Here is a 16,799-nt window from a genome sequence, read left to right as displayed (position 1 = left end):
GAGACCATGTTAGAAGTTAAAAACGTCAATCAGTTCTATGGTGGCAGTCATATTTTAAGAGATGTGTCTTTGAGCGCACCTATAGGTGCGTGTTCAGTAGTATTGGGTCGAAATGGTGTCGGTAAAACCACGCTACTTAAATGCCTGATGGGAATCTTACCGATCAAGTCAGGACAGATTCTTTTAAATGGTAAAGATATTTCGAAACTCAGTCCTGAGCAGCGAGTAAGAGAAGGCTTGGCTTATGTGCCCCAAGGGCGAGATATTTTTTCTACCTTAACGGTTGAGGAAAACATCTTGATTGGGATGGCGAAATTTTCAGGTGCGAAAACTCGAAAAGTGCCTGAGCATCTGTATGAAATTTTCCCTGTCTTGGACGAAATGAAGCATCGCCGTGGCGGAGATTTATCGGGTGGTCAGCAGCAACAACTAGCGATTGCGCGTGCCTTGGCTTCTGAACCCAAAGTGTTGATTTTGGATGAACCGACAGAGGGCATTCAACCCTCGATTATTAAAGATATTGGCAAAGTGATTCGTAAACTTGCCGATGCAGGCGAGATGTCGATTGTGCTGGTTGAGCAATTTTATGATTTTGCAGAAGAGCTGGCAGATGGATATACCGTGATGGCGCGTGGGCAAGTGGTTGCACAAGGCGTTGGTGCTGAAATGCCAGAGAAAGGAATCAGGGAGTTGGTGGCGATTTAAGCTTTTAAAGCCTCCCTGAGCGAGATATAAGCACTGCTTTATATCGAAACGCAAGAAGGGAGGTTTGGAGGGAATTAAATTTCAGTACTTTCATTCCACAGAAAATACATTCCATATTGTCCTGTTCTAGATTCACCACCGATTGCTTTGCCCGAATCCGTTAAAAAATGTTTACCATTGTCAGTCAATGTTAAATCACCTTTTGCGATTAATTTTTCAAAAGTTTCAGGTGTTTTTAATCCTAATTTTGTTCCCAGTTTTGCAGTGGTGAGCTTCGTAAATTTACTATTTTCTGTATCCATATTTGAGTCGATTTCTTTATCTACTGCTATAGACTCTTTTGGAGTAACTTCAGTCTTAATTTCATCCAAAGTGATTCTTACTTCATCACTAATACGAATAATACGCTGAGCTTCTTCATAGGCATCTTTAAACACATCATTGTCTTCATATGAAATTGAATCATTATTTTTAACACTGGGTGAAAACCCTGCTTTTTTTACATTTTGTAATGTTGTCAGCACAGATTCGCTGATTTATCATGTTCAGCTTTAGGTTAAGCTGTGAGCAATACATAACAAGAAGCAAAAAAAATGGAAGCACTGCTGCTGACAATTCATCCTTATGATTTAGAACAATTGATTATTCGCGCAACCACCCTTGAGGATGTCAAAGCCTCATCCAGTATTCAAACCAAACTCTCCTTGGGTAAAACTTGGCATGCATTGCATTTTCTATTAACGGGGCAAGATGTAGCAGGCGAACCGCCATTATCGTATAACATTAGTGCGCAGCATCCAGTGTTCCAACATCCACCCTTTCATGATGCTGCCCAGCAAAGCCCTGTCAGATATAACACCGTGGTTTTGGTCTCAGAGATAGAGCATCAGTTAAGCAGATTGACCACAGGTGACTTTAGAAAGCGTTACAAAGCTGATGAACTTCGAGCATCCAAGGTGTATCCACATTATTGGGGTGAACATGCGGACAGTGAAGTGGAAGAACTGATTTTGGCTTTTACCCAGCTCCAAGATTTTTATCAATATGCTAAAAAGAGTAATCTTGCGGTCATTAGTATGTTGTCCAGCGAAATTGGCAACGAAAAACTGATTTAGTCAGGCATTTTAACTCAAGCTTTGATGAAGTACTTGATCAAGAATTTGATTCATCGGAAAGCATGAGTTGCATCAAAACCAGATCACGCCATTGGTTAAATTTTTGACCGACTTGTGGTAAATAGCCTGTGTGCTTAAAGCCCAGCTTTTCATGCAATTTAATAGAACCTACATTTTCATGATCAATGGCCGCTACCATGACATGTAGCTGCTGTGTTTTAGCGTGCGCAATTAAATGCTCAAGTAAGCGTAAACCTAAGCCCAATCGGGCATAGTGGGGATCGATAAAAACAGAATGTTCAACGGTATGACGAAACCCCGCGATTTTTCTAAAACTTGAATAATCAGCATAGCCCGCAATCGTCTGTTGAGTCATATCCTCAATGACAAACAAAGGAAATTGCTGCTCATTTAACTGTATAAACCAGTTGTGAAAATGCTCTAGGTCAAAGGGCTGATCATTCCAATTCGCCAGTCCTTGGCTCACTTCATGATTATATATTTTTTGAATATGAATCAGGTCTTGGGGCATTGCAGGTCGAATAATAAAGTGCATGAGCATATCGTCTTATTGGAGTGAATGGTTGGGTCCAAAAAAAGCAAGACCGAAGTCTTGCTTTAATATTCATCGATTTAAAAATAAATTAGAAGTGGTATTTAACCAATGCGCTGACATCGTTCTGATTAACGCCTTTATAACCATATTTGTTATTCCACACGGAATGCTCAATACCGACATAAAGCTTAGTTTCTGGTGAAATATGTTTACCTACATTCCACTTGTATTGGCTTGTCCAGTTGAGTTCGCTGGCATGGGTTTTTTCAGCGGTAGACCAGTCTAAAAATGCATCGACTAAGAAGTCTTCTGAACCCAGTTTAAATGGCACTGCATAGGTAATGGTTAATTGATAGTCATCGTCAGTATTGTCATTTTCAGCTTTATAAAAGTTGATGTTGGCATATTGGGTATAAGGGATATCTAATGAGAAACCAATACCGTAAAGGTAGTTGTTAAAACCTTCACCACCTTCCCAAGTTGTCGCCACTAAAACATCTTTAATGGGGCCGACTTCAAGTTTCTTGCCCGTGACTGCCCCCAGGCTTAAACGTGGTGCAACTTCAAAATAAGTTTCATTCCCATCTGGATCGTTATTTGAACGATCAGCAAAGGCAAAGAAATCACCATATTTTAAACCCGCTGCATATTCAGCAGTAATAGTGCTTTGTTCAACTTTTTCATTTTGAGTAACAAAAGGTGATTTGTAGTTTTCACCATATAAACCCGTAATGCTAAAGTCTTGCCAGATAGGTGCTGCTTGAGTGAATGCAGCAGCTGAAGTCAATGCACAGGATGCAACGATTTGAGTCAGTTTCATAAAATAAATCCCCAGAGAAAGCGGTTACAGAATAACGATTCTTTAGCAAAAATAAAGCCAAAAATGATCAAAAAATCAAAAAAAGCCCAAGCTTCTGGCTGAAGCCTGAGGATAAGCTAAAATTAACAATATAAATCAATGGTCTAGTTGTATTTCGCGCGGATTTTAGGATGCTGTATATTCAGGTGATTGAATAACGTATCTAGAATGATTGCTATTCAACATATTGAGTTGATATCCGAATGGCACGAGGTATGCAACCATTTTGGAAAGTCTGCATAAAACGAGTGATTAATAATCGGAATCAGGCCCGCAATAATCAGTAACCCAATGTCCATACGCATCTTCCCATGAGCTGCAATATCGCCACGACGATACATCCAAACTTGATCATGAGCCTGAACATAATCTAGAAATTTTTGCAATGCTTTAAAGCGTACAGGTCTCCCAACAGATGACAATGTATACCAATGAACATCCTTTTAGGTGTAGCGGCTGACCATGATCATCAGTGAGATCTCTTGAATAGGGTGTAGTTTGAATCGCATCAATATGTTGCTGTCCAAGTAAGTAAGCGCTTGTCACAATCAGTTATCCTTTTGATAAATTTTTAAAATAGCACTTGCATAATTTTCAGATACATCCGATATTCGAAGTATAAGGACTCAGATCTGCAGACTCTGAAAGTGTTCATTATTCAACTAGGGAGGTTCTATTCCAAACTAAAATTGAAGATGTGCCATGAGCTTTAAATAACAAGTGACAAACGTGCCAAGATTAAAATAGTTGCACGAAAATGATTTGAAAAAGTGAGGATGATATTTATGAACATTGAAATCCGTACAGATAAAAATATTCAAAATAGTGAACGTTTAATAGATTATGTACGCGAAGAGCTCACTGCAGAGTTTCAACGCCATACCGAGAAAATCACCCATTTTTCAGTGCACTTTAGCGATGAAAATGGGCCTAAAGGTGGCGCAGAAGATATTCGTTGTATGATTGAAGCAAGACCTGCAGGATTTAAACCTGTGGTGGTCAATCATAAAGGACACAATATAGATACCGCAGTACATGGTGCCATTGACCGCCTTAAACGCAGTTTAGAACATGTATTTGAGAAAAAAGAAAATCCACGCGGTGGTCCGATTGCATTAAAAGATGATGATCAAGATGATCAAGATGATCTGGCTTTGGATGAAGATGAAGTCTAAGACAAAAAGCCCTACGGGGCTTTTTTTATCAGTCAGTATTTTTATTTTTAGTCCATCTTTTCAGATCAAACTCATCTAAATTCGCCAGTGATCATTTATATCAAACAAAGTTAAACATTATTGGGCATAATATTCCTTCAAATTGATATGAGACTCAGACATGCTAACTGCGCAACAACAAGTATTTGTACAGGCTTTGGAAGAACTTGACCTGGAGCAGGTTCAGCACCTGTTGGCAGAAGGTCTTAATCCAAATTTTATTATTGAAGACAAAGGCCCTGCAGTGTCAGTTTGGTCAGACACATTATTTCATTGGTGGGAAGCAATTTGTGAAGCACACGAAGCGGGCGAACCGATGTGCGCAGAGCAAAAACAATTGAGCTTACAAGTGCATTTAGATATATTGGAAGCCTTAATTCAAGCCAAAGCCAACTTCCATTTGTGGGATGCTGAAGAATGCTACGGTCCACTTTGGGACGCAGCAAGTGCAGCTTGTGTGCCTGCGGTAAAACGCTTGCTTGAACATAAAGTTGATCCAAACAGCAAAGATGAAGAAGGCAATACCATTTTGTCTTCAATCAGTGATTTATTTTTCGACTGCGATTTTGATAAAATCGATTGGTCACAAGCATTGCCTGAAGAAAAAGAAACTTTAGAACTGCTGCGCAATAATGGCGCAAAAACCACCAAAGAATTAGCCTAACTGAGTGCTCTCATGACCAAATTAAAACAACTTAGCTTTATTATTTCCCTCTCAAGCCTTGGAATGAGTGCCATGGCATCAGACTTTTCGTTTGATCGCCCAGGGACTGGTTTTGGGACAGGCATTACCCCTGTAGGGAACTTGGCATGGGAGCAAGGTTTACCCGCTGCAAAATATGTTGAATCTAAAGATGCATCTGGCATTAAAACCAAGACTCTAAGCTTGAATGCAGACATGTTGTTACGTACAGGTTTGGCGGAAAATACAGAGCTGCAATTGGGCTGGTTGGGACCTGCTTGGACACAAGCCAAGTCACAAGGTCAAACTGTAGAGGACGATGGTTTAGGGGATGTCAGCATTGCAGTTAAACATCGCGTCGATCTAGATGATGACAAGCTGTCTATGGCTGTGCTTGCTCAAGCTTTAATTGCAACAGGTAATGATGGCTTTAGTGCAGAAGAAGATATTTATACACTGGGTACTTCAGTGCAATATCAATACAACGCGCTTGTTAACACCAGCATGAGTATGTTCTATGAAGTTCAAGACGGTGATTGGTCAGTGACTGCAATTCCAAGCATTGGCTATAAAATTGCTGGCGATTGGTCTGGATATTCAGAGCTGGTGTACCGTAAAAAAGAAAGCCTTGATAACGAATATGCTTTGGGTACGGGCTTAATTTATGCACTCAATGAGCGTACTCAGTTTGATGCCAGTGTTGGTGTTGATTTAGACGGGCAGGCGCGCAGTTACAATGCAGGTTTAGGCATTTCCTACTTGTTCTAAAGCCTGAGCAACAAAGGTTAATGTTGATCTTAAAAGAGTAGCCTCGTGCTACTCTTTTTATTGTATTTTAAAATTGTGAAAAGAATAGCGTTAAAGTTCGCATCTTTATCTTCATCAACTTAAAGTAAACCTGAATTAACCCAATACCGCACGCTGATCACGAAGCTGATTAAAACCGCTGATTTTGGCAAGATATAAAGCACGATCTGCATATTGTAAAATTTTGTCACTCACGGCATCTTCATCTGAAACCGACACGCCACAGCTGGCATGTAAATCAATGTGTTGTGCATTGTAGCGAATGGGAGTGTTTTGAATCACGTTCAAGCAGCGCTGCGCCACATCATTGGCATCATCGAGCTCAATATCACAGAGAATTAAAATAAATTCATGTTCACCATATCTGCCGACCAAATCCGTATCACGTATATTTTGAGTGAGTAGTCGAGCGGTTTTCACCAGTGCTTTTTCAGCTGCTTTAAGCCCAAAACTGTGTTGAATATCTTTAAAGTTATCCAGATTAAGTAACACAATCGCATAATTTTGCTTCGGGCTGTGACGCAACTCTTTTAAGTAAACGTTAATACCAAATTGATTATAAATACCAGTCAAAGGGTCAGTTTCTAATGCGCTTATGTTTTTCGGATTGAGCCATGAGGATAGTCCCAATTTTTTGAAGATATTTCTAACAACGATATGAATCTTACGGCGACGTTCTGAATAAACTGTTTTTCTCATTGTGAGCCTGCCTGTTCAATATGATGCGTTGAAGTGGTTTTTCAAGAGTTTTAATATAGCAAACGTCTAAACTATGTACAATTTTGGAATATACTTAAAATGTTGAAAGAATAGGTTTTATTTTAAATTATTGTCGGCTGTATCACGCTTATTCATTCACTTCGTCGGATACTGATGCAAAGCAGAATAATGATTGAATATAAGAGGTAAAAAAGACAAAAGGAGCACGTAGCTCCTTTAAGTTTTGAGTATATATTTAGTTTCTATCGAGCTTATGCGCGAATTCCGCAATATCTGCCAAGGCCTGTTTGGCTTCGTCAAACCATGCGCTAAACATTTGAAAGTTATGCCACATACCGGTATACAATTTGTATTCGACTTTAACGCCAGCGGCTTTGGCTTTTTCTTCAAAACGCTTTGCATCATCCATTAAAATTTCTTTCGAACCAATTTGCACCAAGGTAGGCGGTAAACCTTTTAAATCTGCAAAAATTGGCGACAGTGCAGGGTCGGATCGATCTATACCTTTGGGCACATAATGACTCATTCCTGTTTCAAGAACTTCTATAGAAAGCAGTGCGTCATGTTTTTGGTTATAACGCAGCGATTCACTGGTTAAAGTTAAATCTAAAAAAGGAGACATCAGCATGAGACCGCTGGGCAGAAGTTTAGGGTCTTCATCTCTTAAGCGTAAAGCCAAACCGAGTGCTAAATTGGCCCCACAAGAATCTCCTGACACAATAATATCTTTTGTCAAAACACCTTGATCAAGCAACATTCGATACACATCGTAAATGGCCTCACCTACGTCAGGAAAACATTGTTCAGGTGACAAGGGATAATCCAGATGCAACACTTGCATTTGTGTGCGTAAAGCAATCTCGCTCATAAATGCACGGTGGGTGTTCATTGAACCCAAGAAAAATGCGCCGCCATGAATATGGAAAATCAGCTGGGTGGTTTCAGGTTGCGGTTTAATTTCTTCCGCTCGAATACCTGCAATTCTGAGTGCCTTGAACGCAACATTTTTGGGTTGAGGAAAGACTTTGCTCAGCTGTTCAAGTGCCACACGTAATACGGTAGGGGGAAGGTTCAATCGACTGGGGAAACGCAGAGTAGATTTTAAAATTGATTCTGTAATATATTGTTTCAATAGTGGATTTATCTTCATTTTTTTTCCATATTGCGGTGAAAATGCTTATTATTGGTAGGCTGCCTTTACAAGGCTACACTAAATAGTCACATTCAAAAATTGCTTAATTGTTATGAATTTTTAATAATATAAAAGTCAAGAAAGACAAGGGAAATGAATAAAATGAAAAAAATAGCTCTAGCATTAGGATTACTTGCAACCACGGTTTTCGCCAATGCAGCCGACCCATTAGATGGCACGGTTTGGAAAACGATAGATGACAAAACCAAACAAGCCAAAGCTGTTGTGAAATTCACTGAACAGTCGAATGGAACACTGACTGCAAGCATTCAAAGTGTTTTGACACCAGGTGAAGAAAACGCCTGCAAAAAATGCGAAGGAACATACAAAAATAAATCCCTCAAAGGTTTAACCATTGTACGTAACTTGAAAAATTCAGGTGGCACAAGCTATGAAGGTGGTTCAATTTTAGACCCACAATCTGGCAAAACTTACAAATTAAAAGGTAAGTTAGCTGCGGGTGGTAAAAAACTTGAGCTTCGTGGTTTCATTGGTGTCGCAGCCTTAGGTCGTAACCAAACTTGGGTGCGTGCGAACTAATTAGGCATCACTATATTCAAAGATATTAAAAAGCCGAGCAATAGCTCGGCTTTTTTGATTGAATGGCATTGGGCTCATTTTAAAAATATTGTTAAATCGCTTAATTTAGACCACGAATCATGGCTTCATCAAAACCCACGACGAAAGCGTTACCCGTTGCAATAATAGGGCGCTTGATCAAACTGTTATGTGTGGTTAAGGCTTGTATGAGACCTGCTTCAGTGCCTAAAGCAGCTTCTTGCTCAGCTGTGCTTAGCTTGCGCCATGTAGTACCTTTTTTATTGAGTACCACCTCAGTGCCAATTTGATCTAACCAGACTTTTACCGTATCTGCATCAATTCCTTGTTTTTTATAATCATGAAACTCATAAGCAAGCCCCAATTCGTTGAGTAAATCAAATGCCTTTTTCATCGAGCTACAATTTTTAATCCCATATACTTTAAGCATGTTTAAACCTGTATTTTAAATTATGGTTGAAAATCAATAGAGGTAGATTAGCCCAAATTAGCTTACGGCTCTAGAGTGGATTTGCAGGAGAATCAATTCATCAAATTGTCATGTTCAATTTATAAGATGATGTATAGAAATTTGAATATTTAAAAACTGAACTTTAAAAATGTGGATATTTAGAATGACGAATGAGCACTGGATTGTATTGGCATCGTATATTTTATGAAGTGATGAGTTTTATAAAAAAATGAAAAGTTAGTGATTTTTGGGGCTTGGAAATAGATCATTAAAAATAGTAGATACTTAGAAAAGAGAAAACCCGCATCGAATCATCCTGATTATGCGGGTCTCAATTCAACGTCCAATGTCGTTCATCCTTGAGAAATAAATAAATTTATTTCCTTTTCATCCTACAGCGTCCAATCCTTATTTGTCATCCTGACAAGTCCCTGTGCTGTGCGACAATAATGCACTTTGCATGATCAAATAAAAATAAGAGAATACGACAAATTCTGTGAGCCATTCGCGCACACTGAGTAAACAAGTGTTCACTCAGTGCTCGATTGATTTAAATGACATAGTCAATAATGACTGGGGCGTGGTCACTGTACCAATGGTCTCTATAAACCCAAGCATTTACCGTACGATTTTTCCAGTCGGGTGAACAAGCATGGTAGTCGATACGCCAGCCAACGTTCTTCGCGCGAGCTTGACCGCGGTTCGACCACCATGAGTAGACTTCAGCCTCTTTACGAACTTCACGGAAAGTATCGACATAACCGAGTTCATCATAAATATGATCAAGCCAAGCACGTTCATGGGGTAGGCAGCCAGATGCTTTTTGGTTGCCTGACCAATTTTTAATATCAATACGTTTATGTACAATATTGTAGTCACCGCAAACAATCACGGATTTATTCTCATCACGCCATTGTTTAAGAATCTGACCATATTGTTCCAAAAAGTGATCTTTACGTACTTGAGCTTCATCACCTGAAGAACCTGAAGGTAAGTAAAGCGAACAGATATATGCAGATTGACCCAAGCCTAAATCAAATTCTGCTGAAATAAAGCGACCTTGAGAGTCTGCCAGTTCAAAACCTAAACCGTTGGTGACCGATAGAAAAGGCAATCGGCTATAAATGGCGGTGCCTGCATAACCTGGACGTTCCGCAGGAAAAAGGTGCGTATACCAACCTTCAGGCTTAAATTTATCCGTCCACTGGGCATGCGTAATTCGACTTTCTTGCATACAAATCACATCTGCTTCAGATTGTTCCATCCATTCCAATAAACCCTTAGTCACAGATGAACGTAAGCCGTTAACGTTGATTGAAACGACTCTTAGAATTTTTTGATCACTCGGATAGCTACTCTTTGGTATCATGCGCAGTCATAACCTCTCTTTATGAATTTTGGAGCACCTCATGACAACGCCTGCGACTTTTCAGCCTCAAGCATTTATCGAATTAGCATTATCACGTGGTGTGCTTAAATTTGGTGAGTTTACTTTAAAATCAGGGCGTGTGAGTCCTTATTTTTTCAATGCTGGCTTGCTCAATGATGGTGAGGCTTTAACAGTTTTGGCCTCTGGGTATGCAGATAAACTGGTTCAATGTGATGATGTTGAAGTGGTTTTTGGTCCTGCTTATAAAGGGATTCCATTTGTAGCAGCGACTGCAGTGGCTTTGTCACAGAACCACGGTGTGAGTGTGCCTTGGGGCTTTAACCGTAAAGAAGCTAAAGATCACGGTGAAGGTGGTGTTTTGGTGGGGGCATCTGTTGAGGGTAAAAAAGTCTGGATCATTGATGACGTGATTACAGCCGGTACCGCCATTCGTGAAGTGGTGACGATTCTGAAAAATGCAGGGGCGAAAATCGCAGGTGTTTTGGTTGCCCTTGATCGTCAAGAGAAAGGTCAGGGCAGTTTATCTGCAATTCAGGAAGTTCAAAAAGAGTTAGAGATTCCAGTGCATGCACTCATTACCATGAAAGATTTAATGGATTATTTAGATGCGAAAGGTGATGCAGAGGCTTTGGCGAAAATGGAAGATTACCGTGTGAAGTATGGAATCTAAGTTTGCTTAAAATTTTAAAAAGGAAGCTGAGGCTTCCTTTTTTTTGATTTAACTTTTAATTTTATTTGTTCAAACATTAGCTTTCGAATTCTATGATTTATTTTTTACTTATATCTGAATTACTTTCTAAATGTGAATGTGAAGCAAAAATAAAATGCCTAGGTTCTTGGTATTGCATGATCAATGAGCGTAATACGCTTATAAACTCTTCCACTTCATTTTTATCAAGATTAATGCCGAATGAATAATTCTTTTTATGTGTGTGAAGATATATGTTTACAGCCATATAGTCTGGTAAATAGGGAGGATATGCTCCACCTCGCCAACGACTATAAGAAATTTCATTTATAGTTTGGGTGTTTATATCTATTGTTCGCAATGTTTGATTTTGGATTTTTTTTGAAATCGTTATACCATTTTTAGAAATATAAAAAAATTCTTCTGCGTGTGTTACCCATTTCCTATTTCTTCTATCATCATAATGAATTTTTATAAGAAGAATGAGTATTAAAAAAATGCCAAATATGATTCGTAGCCTTCTTTATTAGTGTAAGCCTCATAACTTAAATATAAAAATAATAGGTCAAAAAAGGTTAGCATAAAACAGCTTAGGGTGATTTGGCTTTTTAAAAGATTTCCTTTCATTTTTAGATGAATGACGGTTCCTGTGTCAGAATTATATGTCTTTATTTGATTGTTCATAAAAATTTACAATTAACGTTGTATTTCAAATGTTAGCAGTTAAAAATATTGATTCATCTTGAATCATAACTCATCACACAGCTTACATTCCAACATCATCCCTAACTTTCCATTACGTCTTTCTTCAGTCATGACCCAAGGTAGGTTTTGCCACGCTAGATCATGCCGAACATGCTGTGTATGACCACAGGCTAAATAATCGAACCAGTGGTTTTCATTATCCAAATCAAAGCTAACAATAGGCTGTTGCATAGCAGGACTCCTTAAAGATTAAACATAGCCTATGCATCTCTACAAAATAACTCATGCAAAAACAAGAATAAACAAAAGAATAATCTCGGCTATACTCATTCACAAATTCATTTTGAAAAAGAGCACAGACAGATGCGCGTACTTGTTGTGATGGATCCCATCGAAAATGTAAACCTTAAAAAAGACTCATCTATGGCCATGCTTTGGGCAGCGTCACGCCGTGGTCATGAACTTGGTTATGCATTACAACAAGACCTCTATATTGACCAAGGCAAAGCCTTCGGTTTGATCTCGCCCTTTAAAGTCTTTGAAGATTACGATCATTATTTCGAATTGGGTGAAAAACAAAAAGAATCGATTGCAGATTATGACGTCGTCTTAATGCGTAAAGATCCACCGTTCGACATGAATTTTGTCTATACCACCTACATTTTAGAGCAGGCAGAACGCGAAGGCGCGTGGATTATTAACAAACCGCAAAGCTTACGTGACTGCAATGAAAAACTCTTTGCAACGCAGTTCCCAGAACTCCAAGTGCCTACGCTGGTGACTTCACAACAAAGCTTGATTCGTGAGTTTATTCAGCAGCACCAAGACGTGATTGTAAAACCACTCGATGGTATGGGGGGGACGGGTATTTTCCGCCTTACAGCAGACGGCGTAAACATTGGTTCAACACTTGAGATGCTGACTGAATTGGGTCAACAACCGATCATGGCGCAGCGTTATATCCCTGAAATCGTCGATGGTGATAAACGCATTCTCATGATCAATGGTGAGCCTGTACCGTATTGCTTGGCACGTATTCCCCAAAATGGGGAAACACGTGGAAACTTAGCGGCGGGCGGTCGCGGTGAAGCACGACCACTGACTGAAAATGACAAAGCGATTGCCGCAAAAGTAGGTCCATTCCTGCGTGAAAAAGGTCTCATCTTTGTTGGACTCGATGTCATTGGAAACTATGTGACTGAAATTAACGTGACCAGTCCGACCTGTATCCGTGAAATTGATGATCAATTTGGAACGTCGATAGCAGATGACTTGTTTAACGTTTTAGAAGCAGGCTTGAAAGCATAAGCGGAATTTAAAATACAGTTAAAATGCGGCTTCAAAGGAGTCCTTCGGGGCTCTTTTTTATCATTTTGGAAAATAAAGTGAACCCGTTGACTAAATTGCAACTGAATAGCTGTTCATTTTTTCTCAGTTTATGACAAAACTAGTTTAAACTTTGGTTTCGGCAGAAAAAAACAATGAAATGATTGGTGAAAAAAAGTAAATAAACTTTTACCAATATGTGTTTGTGATTACAATTGCTTTTAGACAATACCTTAAATATTTATTTTGAATTGAAGAATTAAGATCGTGATCCAAACCTCGCAAAAAGTACCTAAACACATCATGATGATGGCAGCCGGAACCGGCGGTCATGTATTTCCAGCACTTGCTGTCGCAAAGCAATTGCAACAGGAAGGTTGTCAGGTATCGTGGTTAGCAACGCCAACAGGGATGGAAAATCGTTTATTACAACAACATGATATTCCCATTTACGCGATTGACATTCAAGGGGTGCGTGGTAATGGTATTGTGCGTAAATTGGCAGCACCGTTTAAAATCTTAAAAGCCACACTCAGTGCCATGCGCTATATGAAGAAACTCAAGGTGGATGCTGTGGCGGGTTTTGGCGGCTATGTGGCTGGACCAGGTGGTTTGGCGGCTCGTCTTTTAGGTATTCCCGTGATTGTGCATGAACAAAATGCGGTGGCAGGTTTTACCAATACACAGTTGGCACGTATTTCAAAAGTGGTCTGTGAAGCGTTTCCAAATACTTTTCCACGCTCAGATAAAGTGGTGACCACAGGTAACCCTGTACGCGCAGAAATTTCGGCTATTTATAATCCATCATTTCGCTATAAAGCGCGTATGGATACCCATCAGCCCCTAAATATTTTAATTGTGGGCGGATCACTCGGTGCGCAAGCTTTAAATGAAAATGTACCGTTGGCATTAAAACAGTTAGATGTACCTTTAAATGTGTATCATCAATGCGGTCAAAATAAACAAGACAGCACCCAAGCGCATTATGCAAATTCACCTGAGCATTTACAGGTTGAAGTAAAACCGTTTATTGACGATATGGCAAAAGCCTATAGCGATGCCGACTTGATTATTTGTCGGGCAGGTGCGCTTACAGTGACCGAAGTGGCGACGGCGGGTGTGGCTGCGGTATTTGTCCCATTGCCGAGCGCTGTAGATGATCATCAAACTGCCAATGCCAAGTTTTTAGCCAATATTGGTGCAGCCAAAATTTGCCCACAAAGCAGTATGACCCCAGATTCGTTAAAAGATGTATTAGCACCGTTGATGAACCGTCAGCTTCTTATGGAAATGGCGGTAAAGGCACGTCAACACGCCCAACCCGATGCGACACAACGCGTGGTTGGTTTAATTCAAGATTTGTAAGTTTTAGAGTAGATTATGTCTCCATCAAGTCCAGCTGATAAAGCAAAAAGCCTGATTAAAATTCCTGAAATGCGCCGTATCAAACACATTCATTTTGTGGGGATTGGCGGGGCAGGTATGTGTGGTATTGCAGAAGTGCTTAAAAACCAAGGCTATAAAGTGTCGGGTTCTGACATTAAAGCCTCTAAAACCACAGCGCAGCTGGAAGAAAATGGCATTAAAGTGCATATTGGTCATGCTGAAGAAAATATTAAAGGCGCCAATGTGCTGGTGGTTTCAACAGCGATTGATACTGAGAATTTAGAAATTAAAGCGGCCATTGAACATCGTATTCCTGTAGTTCGCCGTGCTGAAATGCTGGGTGAGCTGATGCGTTACCGTCACGGGATTGCGGTTGCAGGTACCCATGGTAAAACCACAACGACAAGTCTAGTGACCTGTATGTTGGCGGAAGAAAACATGGATCCAACCTATGTGATTGGTGGTTTACTAAATCGTACGGGCGTAAATGCTGCGCTAGGTGCGAGTCGTTATATCGTGGCGGAAGCAGATGAGTCTGATGCGTCATTCTTGTTCTTAGAGCCCATGGCGGCGATTGTCACCAATATTGATGCCGACCATATGGATACCTATGGCGGCAGCTTTGACATCTTAAAAGATACCTTTATTCAGTTCCTACAGAAACTACCATTTTATGGTTTGGCGGTGGTCTGTGGTGATGATGCCAATATTCGCGAAATTATGCCGCGTATTGGTCGACCTGTATTGACCTATGGTTTTGAAGAACACAACGATATTCGTGCGGTGGATGTTGAACAAGTGGGGATGCAATCGCACTTTACGGTATTGCGAAAAAATAAAGAGCCCTTACGTTTAACCATGAACATGCCAGGTGTGCATAATATTTTAAATGCCTTGGCTGCGATTGGTATTGCAACTGATGAAGGTGTCTCTGATGCGGCGATTTCACGTGCGCTTGAAAGTTTTAGTGGTGTAGGTCGTCGTTTCCAAATTCACGGTGAATTTGAGCATGATGACGGTACTGTTAAATTGGTCGATGATTATGGTCACCATCCGAAAGAAGTGGAAGCGACTATTAAAGCGGCTCGTGCCAGCCATCCAGACCGCCGTTTGGTGATGTTATTTCAGCCGCATCGTTACAGTCGTACCCGTGATTGTTTTGATGATTTTGTTGATGTGTTGTCGCAAGTCGATCAATTACTACTGCTTGAGGTTTATGCTGCTGGCGAAAAGCCAATTGTGGGCGCGGATAGTCGTTCGCTGGCGCGTAGTATTCGGCTGCGTGGTGAAGTAGAGCCGATTTTAGTTGATCCAGTGGAAGGCAACTTGCAAAATGTGATACAAAAAGTGTTACAAGCGAATGACTTGTTATTAACACAAGGTGCGGGTAACGTGGGAGCGATTTCAATTGAATTGGCTCAAAATCAGCTTTATTTAAAATAATGGATGTTTAAAAGAATCACGGAATTGTGGTTTCGTTAAATCGACCTACTTTATAAGTTTAAGGATATAAACGTGTCAAATGCTTCTAAATTCGGCAAAGTTGCTGTATTGCTTGGTGGTAAATCTGCAGAGCGTGAGGTTTCATTAGATAGTGGAAAGGCTGTACTTGAAGCATTGATTCGTTCAGGTGTGAATGCAGAAGGATTTGATCCGCAAGAGCGCAGTGTGACTGAACTTATAAATTACGATCGCGCATTTATTGTTTTGCATGGTCGTGGCGGTGAAGACGGTCAGATTCAAGGCGTATTAGAGTGGTTGAATGTACCGTATACTGGTACTGGTGTTCAAGGTTCTGCCATTGGTATGGATAAAGTCAAAACCAAGCAAATTTGGCAAGGTTCAGGATTGCCTACAGCACCACATCGAATTGTTTCACAAGACACCAATTTAGACGAAGTCATTGCGAGCTTGGGTTTACCTTTAATCATTAAGCCAGTACACGAAGGTTCAAGTGTCGGTATGAGTAAGGTTGAAAAAGCAGAAGATTTAGCCAGTGCAATTGCCAAAGCGGTTCAGCATGATGCTGTGGTTATGGCAGAACAGTGGATTACAGGGCGTGAATACACGATTTCGTTCTTAAATGGTCAACCACTTCCAGTGATTCGTTTACAACCCCCTGCGGATGTTGCATTTTACGATTATGACGCTAAATATATGCGGAATGATGTCGAATACGGCATTCCATCTGGCTTGTCGGATCATGATGAAAAGCAGCTTCAGGATCTGTGCTTACGTGCATTTCAAGCGGTGGGTGCATGTGGTTGGGGACGTATTGATGCCATGCAAGATGAGCAAGGTAATTTCTGGCTACTCGAAGTCAATACTGTACCCGGGATGACCAGTCATTCGTTGGTGCCTAAAGCGGCCAATGCGGTAGGTTATAGTTTTGATCAGCTATGTATCGCGATTCTTGAACAAACGCTTAGCAAAGAAACGCACTAA

18 protein-coding genes and 3 pseudogenes are annotated in these 16,799 nt (G+C 40.3%); 11 read left to right on the top strand and 10 right to left on the bottom strand.

From position 1 onward, the window contains the following. Positions 1 to 6: 6 nt before the first annotated feature. Positions 7 to 705: an urea ABC transporter ATP-binding subunit UrtE gene (urtE, locus tag AMD27_RS15410; RefSeq protein WP_067662208.1), complete on the top strand. Its 699-nt coding sequence runs from the start codon at positions 7 to 9 to the stop codon at positions 703 to 705. Between the two features lie 74 nt (positions 706 to 779). Here the strand turns inward: urtE and AMD27_RS15405 are convergent. Beyond that, positions 780 to 1,157: pseudogene (locus AMD27_RS15405) on the bottom strand (DNA repair protein); the annotation flags it as partial. 141 nt (positions 1,158 to 1,298) lie between these two features. Between AMD27_RS15405 and AMD27_RS15400 the strand changes: the two are divergent. Continuing rightward, positions 1,299 to 1,820: a YfbM family protein gene (locus AMD27_RS15400; protein WP_067662202.1), complete on the top strand. Its 522-nt coding sequence runs from the start codon at positions 1,299 to 1,301 to the stop codon at positions 1,818 to 1,820. Positions 1,821 to 1,857: 37 nt separating this feature from the next. Here AMD27_RS15400 and AMD27_RS15395 read toward each other — a convergent pair whose 3' ends face one another. The 4 genes and pseudogenes from AMD27_RS15395 to AMD27_RS18640 form a co-directional block, all read right to left on the bottom strand. Continuing rightward, on the bottom strand, positions 1,858 to 2,376 hold the full coding sequence (locus tag AMD27_RS15395) for a GNAT family N-acetyltransferase (protein WP_067662199.1): 519 nt from the start codon (positions 2,374 to 2,376) through the stop codon (positions 1,858 to 1,860). Positions 2,377 to 2,464: 88 nt separating this feature from the next. Further along, complete coding sequence (locus AMD27_RS15390; protein ID WP_067662196.1) at positions 2,465 to 3,196, bottom strand: outer membrane protein OmpK; 732 nt, start codon at positions 3,194 to 3,196, stop codon at positions 2,465 to 2,467. Between the two features lie 221 nt (positions 3,197 to 3,417). Further along, positions 3,418 to 3,510 (bottom strand): annotated as a pseudogene (locus tag AMD27_RS19420) (hypothetical protein); the annotation flags it as partial. A gap of 36 nt (positions 3,511 to 3,546) precedes the next feature. Further along, a pseudogene (locus AMD27_RS18640) lies at positions 3,547 to 3,683 on the bottom strand (allantoinase); the annotation flags it as partial. A 337-nt stretch (positions 3,684 to 4,020) separates the two neighbouring features. On the opposite strand from AMD27_RS18640, the gene AMD27_RS15380 reads away from it, so the two are divergent. The 3 genes from AMD27_RS15380 to AMD27_RS15370 all read left to right on the top strand — a co-directional run bounded on the left by AMD27_RS15380 (position 4,021) and on the right by AMD27_RS15370 (position 5,899). Further along, complete coding sequence (locus tag AMD27_RS15380) at positions 4,021 to 4,410, top strand: HPF/RaiA family ribosome-associated protein (protein ID WP_067662190.1); 390 nt, start codon at positions 4,021 to 4,023, stop codon at positions 4,408 to 4,410. Positions 4,411 to 4,570: 160 nt separating this feature from the next. Beyond that, on the top strand, positions 4,571 to 5,113 hold the full coding sequence (locus AMD27_RS15375) for an ankyrin repeat domain-containing protein (protein ID WP_067662187.1): 543 nt from the start codon (positions 4,571 to 4,573) through the stop codon (positions 5,111 to 5,113). Positions 5,114 to 5,125: 12 nt separating this feature from the next. Beyond that, positions 5,126 to 5,899 (top strand): transporter, encoded by a 774-nt coding sequence (locus AMD27_RS15370; protein WP_067662184.1) that lies wholly within the window; start codon positions 5,126 to 5,128, stop codon positions 5,897 to 5,899. Positions 5,900 to 6,034: 135 nt separating this feature from the next. On the opposite strand, the gene AMD27_RS15365 is transcribed toward AMD27_RS15370, so the two are convergent. Then, a complete protein-coding gene (locus AMD27_RS15365; RefSeq protein ID WP_067662181.1) occupies positions 6,035 to 6,637 on the bottom strand; it encodes a GGDEF domain-containing protein in 603 nt (200 codons plus the stop codon). Between the two features lie 256 nt (positions 6,638 to 6,893). Next, positions 6,894 to 7,808 carry an alpha/beta hydrolase gene (locus AMD27_RS15360; RefSeq protein WP_067662177.1) on the bottom strand — a complete coding sequence of 305 codons (915 nt, stop codon included), beginning with the start codon at positions 7,806 to 7,808 and terminating at the stop codon, positions 6,894 to 6,896. 144 nt (positions 7,809 to 7,952) lie between these two features. On the opposite strand from AMD27_RS15360, the gene AMD27_RS15355 reads away from it, so the two are divergent. Beyond that, positions 7,953 to 8,390, top strand: coding sequence for a DUF2147 domain-containing protein (locus AMD27_RS15355; RefSeq protein ID WP_067662174.1), 438 nt, complete (start codon positions 7,953 to 7,955; stop codon positions 8,388 to 8,390). A gap of 100 nt (positions 8,391 to 8,490) precedes the next feature. Here the strand turns inward: AMD27_RS15355 and AMD27_RS15350 are convergent, their stop codons facing one another. Beyond that, positions 8,491 to 8,838 carry a Spx/MgsR family RNA polymerase-binding regulatory protein gene (locus tag AMD27_RS15350; protein ID WP_067662171.1) on the bottom strand — a complete coding sequence of 116 codons (348 nt, stop codon included), beginning with the start codon at positions 8,836 to 8,838 and terminating at the stop codon, positions 8,491 to 8,493. A 571-nt stretch (positions 8,839 to 9,409) separates the two neighbouring features. Next, positions 9,410 to 10,228, bottom strand: coding sequence for an exodeoxyribonuclease III (locus tag AMD27_RS15345; protein ID WP_067662168.1), 819 nt, complete (start codon positions 10,226 to 10,228; stop codon positions 9,410 to 9,412). Between the two features lie 40 nt (positions 10,229 to 10,268). Between AMD27_RS15345 and pyrE the strand changes: the two genes are divergently transcribed. After that, a complete protein-coding gene (gene pyrE / locus AMD27_RS15340; protein ID WP_067662165.1) occupies positions 10,269 to 10,919 on the top strand; it encodes an orotate phosphoribosyltransferase in 651 nt (216 codons plus the stop codon). A 765-nt stretch (positions 10,920 to 11,684) separates the two neighbouring features. Here pyrE and AMD27_RS15335 read toward each other — a convergent pair. After that, a complete protein-coding gene (locus tag AMD27_RS15335; RefSeq protein WP_067662162.1) occupies positions 11,685 to 11,873 on the bottom strand; it encodes a DUF3565 domain-containing protein in 189 nt (62 codons plus the stop codon). Between the two features lie 132 nt (positions 11,874 to 12,005). Between AMD27_RS15335 and gshB the strand changes: the two genes are divergently transcribed. From gshB to AMD27_RS15315, 4 genes are all read left to right on the top strand, one after another. Next, a complete protein-coding gene (gshB, locus tag AMD27_RS15330; RefSeq protein WP_067662157.1) occupies positions 12,006 to 12,950 on the top strand; it encodes a glutathione synthase in 945 nt (314 codons plus the stop codon). 321 nt (positions 12,951 to 13,271) lie between these two features. After that, positions 13,272 to 14,333 (top strand): undecaprenyldiphospho-muramoylpentapeptide beta-N-acetylglucosaminyltransferase, encoded by a 1,062-nt coding sequence (murG, locus tag AMD27_RS15325; RefSeq protein WP_067663080.1) that lies wholly within the window; start codon positions 13,272 to 13,274, stop codon positions 14,331 to 14,333. A gap of 15 nt (positions 14,334 to 14,348) precedes the next feature. After that, entirely contained in the window at positions 14,349 to 15,797 is a 1,449-nt protein-coding gene (gene murC, locus AMD27_RS15320; protein ID WP_067662154.1) for a UDP-N-acetylmuramate--L-alanine ligase, read from the top strand. 72 nt (positions 15,798 to 15,869) lie between these two features. Continuing rightward, entirely contained in the window at positions 15,870 to 16,799 is a 930-nt protein-coding gene (locus AMD27_RS15315) for a D-alanine--D-alanine ligase (RefSeq protein WP_067662152.1), read from the top strand.

The organism is Acinetobacter sp. TGL-Y2, assembly GCF_001612555.1.
In the GTDB taxonomy this organism is placed as follows: domain Bacteria; phylum Pseudomonadota; class Gammaproteobacteria; order Pseudomonadales; family Moraxellaceae; genus Acinetobacter.
The sequence above is the reverse complement of the archived record's forward strand: the minus strand, read 5'-3'. Positions and strand labels throughout refer to the sequence as shown.

Coding starts and splice junctions, on each gene's coding strand:
- urtE (WP_067662208.1), top strand. CDS start 7: ATGTTAGAAGTTAAAAACGTCAATCAGTTCTATGGTGGCAGTCATATT.
- AMD27_RS15400 (WP_067662202.1), top strand. CDS start 1,299: ATGGAAGCACTGCTGCTGACAATTCATCCTTATGATTTAGAACAATTG.
- AMD27_RS15395 (WP_067662199.1), bottom strand. CDS start 2,376: ATGCACTTTATTATTCGACCTGCAATGCCCCAAGACCTGATTCATATT.
- AMD27_RS15390 (WP_067662196.1), bottom strand. CDS start 3,196: ATGAAACTGACTCAAATCGTTGCATCCTGTGCATTGACTTCAGCTGCT.
- AMD27_RS15380 (WP_067662190.1), top strand. CDS start 4,021: ATGAACATTGAAATCCGTACAGATAAAAATATTCAAAATAGTGAACGT.
- AMD27_RS15375 (WP_067662187.1), top strand. CDS start 4,571: ATGCTAACTGCGCAACAACAAGTATTTGTACAGGCTTTGGAAGAACTT.
- AMD27_RS15370 (WP_067662184.1), top strand. CDS start 5,126: ATGACCAAATTAAAACAACTTAGCTTTATTATTTCCCTCTCAAGCCTT.
- AMD27_RS15365 (WP_067662181.1), bottom strand. CDS start 6,637: ATGAGAAAAACAGTTTATTCAGAACGTCGCCGTAAGATTCATATCGTT.
- AMD27_RS15360 (WP_067662177.1), bottom strand. CDS start 7,808: ATGAAGATAAATCCACTATTGAAACAATATATTACAGAATCAATTTTA.
- AMD27_RS15355 (WP_067662174.1), top strand. CDS start 7,953: ATGAAAAAAATAGCTCTAGCATTAGGATTACTTGCAACCACGGTTTTC.
- AMD27_RS15350 (WP_067662171.1), bottom strand. CDS start 8,838: ATGCTTAAAGTATATGGGATTAAAAATTGTAGCTCGATGAAAAAGGCA.
- AMD27_RS15345 (WP_067662168.1), bottom strand. CDS start 10,228: ATGATACCAAAGAGTAGCTATCCGAGTGATCAAAAAATTCTAAGAGTC.
- pyrE (WP_067662165.1), top strand. CDS start 10,269: ATGACAACGCCTGCGACTTTTCAGCCTCAAGCATTTATCGAATTAGCA.
- AMD27_RS15335 (WP_067662162.1), bottom strand. CDS start 11,873: ATGCAACAGCCTATTGTTAGCTTTGATTTGGATAATGAAAACCACTGG.
- gshB (WP_067662157.1), top strand. CDS start 12,006: ATGCGCGTACTTGTTGTGATGGATCCCATCGAAAATGTAAACCTTAAA.
- murG (WP_067663080.1), top strand. CDS start 13,272: ATGATGATGGCAGCCGGAACCGGCGGTCATGTATTTCCAGCACTTGCT.
- murC (WP_067662154.1), top strand. CDS start 14,349: ATGTCTCCATCAAGTCCAGCTGATAAAGCAAAAAGCCTGATTAAAATT.